This is a genomic window from bacterium (genome assembly GCA_040755795.1).
Lineage (GTDB): Bacteria > UBA9089 > CG2-30-40-21 > CG2-30-40-21 > SBAY01 > JBFLXS01.
In genome coordinates this window covers 1-3,900 of sequence record JBFLXS010000389.1, presented here as the reverse complement: position 1 = coordinate 3,900, position 3,900 = coordinate 1, and the positions used below count along the sequence as shown (strand labels likewise).

4 protein-coding genes are annotated in these 3,900 nt (G+C 40.1%); all 4 read right to left on the bottom strand.

The window, feature by feature from the left end:
• Positions 1-188, bottom strand: a 188-nt coding sequence (locus tag AB1414_17165; protein MEW6609145.1) for an NAD(+) synthetase, incomplete at its 3' end; no start/stop codon positions are given.
• 503 nt (positions 189-691) lie between these two features.
• Positions 692-2,017, bottom strand: a complete 1,326-nt coding sequence (locus AB1414_17160; GenBank protein MEW6609144.1) for a glutamine synthetase family protein — start codon at positions 2,015-2,017, stop codon at positions 692-694.
• 63 nt (positions 2,018-2,080) lie between these two features.
• Positions 2,081-2,422 carry a P-II family nitrogen regulator gene (locus AB1414_17155; protein MEW6609143.1) on the bottom strand — a complete coding sequence of 114 codons (342 nt, stop codon included), beginning with the start codon at positions 2,420-2,422 and terminating at the stop codon, positions 2,081-2,083.
• Between the two features lie 13 nt (positions 2,423-2,435).
• Positions 2,436-3,650 carry an ammonium transporter gene (locus tag AB1414_17150; GenBank protein MEW6609142.1) on the bottom strand — a complete coding sequence of 405 codons (1,215 nt, stop codon included), beginning with the start codon at positions 3,648-3,650 and terminating at the stop codon, positions 2,436-2,438.
• Between the last annotated feature and the right edge of the window lie 250 nt (positions 3,651-3,900).

Genomic DNA, 3,900 nt, shown 5'->3' with positions numbered 1-3,900 from the left:
TCTTCATCTGCGATGGAACTAAGACAGGGCATTATTAACCCCAGAACATTATCTCCCACAGCCTTTTTTGATAGAGCCGCTGTGACCGCCGAATCAATTCCGCCACTCAATCCTACAACTATGCCTTCAGCACCTGCCTTTTCTACTTCAATCTTAATCCATTTGCTTATTTCGTCTGATAGTGCCATTTGTTTCACCCTTATAACATCGGCAAATACTTATCTATTTCATGTGAAGTAACCTGAATTCTGTCATTATCCCATTCTTTCATTTTATTATAGAGAAATCGGGAGAAGATGTGTTCACCAAGTGTTTCTTTGACCAAAAAAATATTTTAGCAGAAATTTTATCATAAGTCAACAAAAACTTTTGACCTGTGCAGGTAAATTTTTCACCGCAAAGAGTGCAAAGGAGAAACCGCAAAGGACACGAAAGGAACTAAAAAAATCTCTGCGTTCTTTGCGAAAAATCTTTGCGCACTTTGCGGTTAAATGAACACCAACCACGATAGTTTCTTGATTTTCAGAATAGTGGGTAAGTTTTTAGTTCTAACTTCTTGAATAAAACTAATTGCACAGGTTGTAAGATTTTACGCAATTAACAACAATTAACCCCGTTAGAATTTTGTCTAACGGGGTTAATCTACGGTAAAGATTATCTATATGTCAAGGGTTATCGTAAAGGTATTCCTTTACAGAATCGAAAGATACTTATCTAACTCATACTGAGTTACCTGGATGCGATATTCTTCCCATTCCTTCTTTTTCAAATTAATGAATCTTGGGAAGATATGGTCGCCCAGTGCTCTTTTGATTAAGTCGCTCTTTTCAGCAATGGATATTGCTTCTCCCAGACTACCGGGTAAGGATTCAATCCCTAATTCCTTTCTTTCATCATCCGTCAAATGATAGAGATTTTTCTCCATTGGCTCTGGGAGTGTATATCCTTTTTCAATGCCATCTAAACCTGCCTGAAGCATAACGGCGAAGGTAAGGTATGGATTGCAAGCAGGGTCAGGACACCTTAACTCTGCCCTGGTGGCTTGCTCCTTACCTGGATGATAGACAGGGATTCTCATTAACGCTGAGCGGTTACGATTACTCCAGGCAATATAAACAGGTGCTTCATAACCCGGGACAAGTCGTTTATAAGAATTCACCCACTGGGCAAAAATAGCGCTCATCTCTTTAGCATGGGTTAATTGTCCGGCAATAAACTGTTTAGCGACATTGCTTAAGTGATATTTATCGTTTGGGTCAAAGAAGGCGTTCTTATTTCCTTTAAAGAGTGATTGGTGGGTATGCATACCACTACCATTTATCCCAAAGACTGGCTTGGGCATAAATGTGGCATAGACTCCGTATTTCTGAGCTATTTCCTTGACCACTAAACGATAGGTCATCACATTGTCTGCCATCTTCAGTGCATCTGCATACCTCATATCAATCTCATGTTGGCTTTTGCCTACTTCATGGTGACTATATTCAATATGGATGCCCATTGATTCTAAAGCCAGAATAGTTTCGCGACGCAGGTCACTTCCTGCATCAAGGGTAGTCAAATCAAAATAGCCACCTTCATCAAGCACATCAGTAGCATCAGAGGAATTGAAGTAGAAATACTCAAGTTCTGGTCCAATATAATAATGGTCAAAACCCATCTCTTCCATCCTCTTTAATGCCCTTTTCAAGACATATCTTGGGTCTCCTTCATATTCTTTACCTCCAGGCACCAAAACATCACAAAACATCCTGGCTACAGCATTCTCTTTTGGTCTCCAGGGAAGTAATTGGAATGTATCTGGGTTAGGCATAGCAATCATATCGCTTTCCTCAATAGCTTGATAGCCGGTGATTGACGAACCATCAAACCCCATCCCATGATTTAGAGCATTCTCCATCTCTTTGTCGGTTATGGCAAAACTTTTTAACTGACCGAGAACATCTGTAAACCATAACCGAGTAAACTTTACATTGTTCTCCTTGACTAATTTGAGCACATCATCTTTGGTTAGCATATTTAACACCTCCATCTTTATTTTTTACCCTGTATAACGAGGGATATATATTAAAGTAAAAAATCAGCCCTTATGGTAACCCAACTCTTCCCCCATCCTAATTTTTATTACCTTCAGAATATCTGAAACAAATATCTTTCCATCACCTACTTCACCGGTTCTGGCTGAATGGCATATTATTTCTACCACCTTATTGACTAATTCATCTTCTATGACAATTTCCAATTTAATCTTTGGAAGGATATCAACCTTATATTCCCCAACCCGCCATTCCAGGGTTATTCCACCTTGCTCTCCCCTTCCTTTGACCTCTATTACCGTTAAACCTATAACGCCTTCTTTGGATAAGGCTTCTTTTACCGCTTGTAATTTTTCCCGTCTGATTATTGCTTCTACCTTTTTCATAACTCACCTCTTTTTAGATAATAGTTTCCGCATGTTGTGAAATATCCAGTCCTACAACCTCTTCCTTATCCATTACCCTCAATCCCACAACTATATCCACCAGCTTTGCCAGGATGAATGTAGCGACAAAGGAATAGATGGATACAATTGCAACTGCATAGACTTGGGTTAAAAATTGGTTTAGATTTCCATAGAGTAATCCATCAGCACCAGATGGATTTATTGCCTTTTGAGCAAATATTCCTGTGGCAATCACTCCCCACATTCCACCTATACCGTGACAGGCGAATACATCCAGAGAGTCATCAAGGCTTGTTTTCATCCTCAGTAATATGGCATAATAACCCAGAAATGCTGACACCAGGCCAATGATAATTGCAGACAAAGGTCCTACATAACCTGAGGCGGGTGTAATGGTAGCCAGTCCCACGATACAACCTGTAGCAAAGCCCAGGGCACTGGGTCGCTTGTAATTCCAGGATAACAACATCCACATCAATCCACAAGCAGCACCGGCAATATTGGTCACTAAAAAGGCATTTGAAGCAAGTCCGCCTGAGGTCAAAGCACTACCACCATTAAAACCAAACCATCCAAACCACAATAAAAATGCACCTATAATTGTAAGTGGGATATTTGATGGTTCATAAGTCGTTTTCCCATATCCTTTCCTTTTACCTATGACAAAACTTGCCGCCAAAGCCGATACACCGGCTGAAATATGCACCACTATCCCGCCGGCAAAATCTAATACACCCCAATTCCGAAGCCATCCACCCACACCCCAAACCCAGTGACAAACAGGGTCATAGACAAATGTTGCCCAAAGTAGGGTAAAAACTAAATAACCACCAAAACTTACCCTTTCTACATAACAACCTGTTATTAAGGCTGGAGTGATGACGGCAAACATCATTTGAAAGAGCATAAAGGCAATATGAGGAATTGTGCCAGCATAGTCAGGATTTGGCGTCTGGCTGACACCATTTAATCCCAGAAAATTCAAGCCACCAATTATTCCATAAACATCTTTTCCAAAACATAAACTATAGCCATAAATTACCCATTGCAGGCTTATTAAAGCTAAAGTGACAAAAGACATCATCATAGTAGAAAGGATGTTTTTCTTACCCACCATCCCACCATAAAATAGCCCCAGGGCAGGTGTCATAAGCATCACGAGAGCAGTTGAGATTAAAATCCAAGTAGTATCTCCAGAATTTATCATACAAGTAGTACCTCCCTTATAAAAGTTTATCCTCTATAATAGATAAAGGTAACCGTTCAGGGCTATACATTAGAAGTGTAAACAAGGAGAAATGGGGAAAAGGGAGAATTGGAGAAATGGCTTAAACTTTTTCTTGCTCCACCCTTCGGACATCAATCCTGGAGTCTGCGAAATTTACCAGTAACCCTATTTCTTTATCCACTGCTACAGGCATTAATAATCCTATCAGTTAACTCTTCTTTTCTCCACT

What these genes read in the sequence shown, in the direction of transcription:
- AB1414_17160 (MEW6609144.1), bottom strand. Translation starts at nt 2,017, where the DNA reads ATGCTAACCAAAGATGATGTGCTCAAATTAGTCAAGGAGAACAATGTA.
- AB1414_17155 (MEW6609143.1), bottom strand. Translation starts at nt 2,422, where the DNA reads ATGAAAAAGGTAGAAGCAATAATCAGACGGGAAAAATTACAAGCGGTA.
- AB1414_17150 (MEW6609142.1), bottom strand. Translation starts at nt 3,650, where the DNA reads ATGATAAATTCTGGAGATACTACTTGGATTTTAATCTCAACTGCTCTC.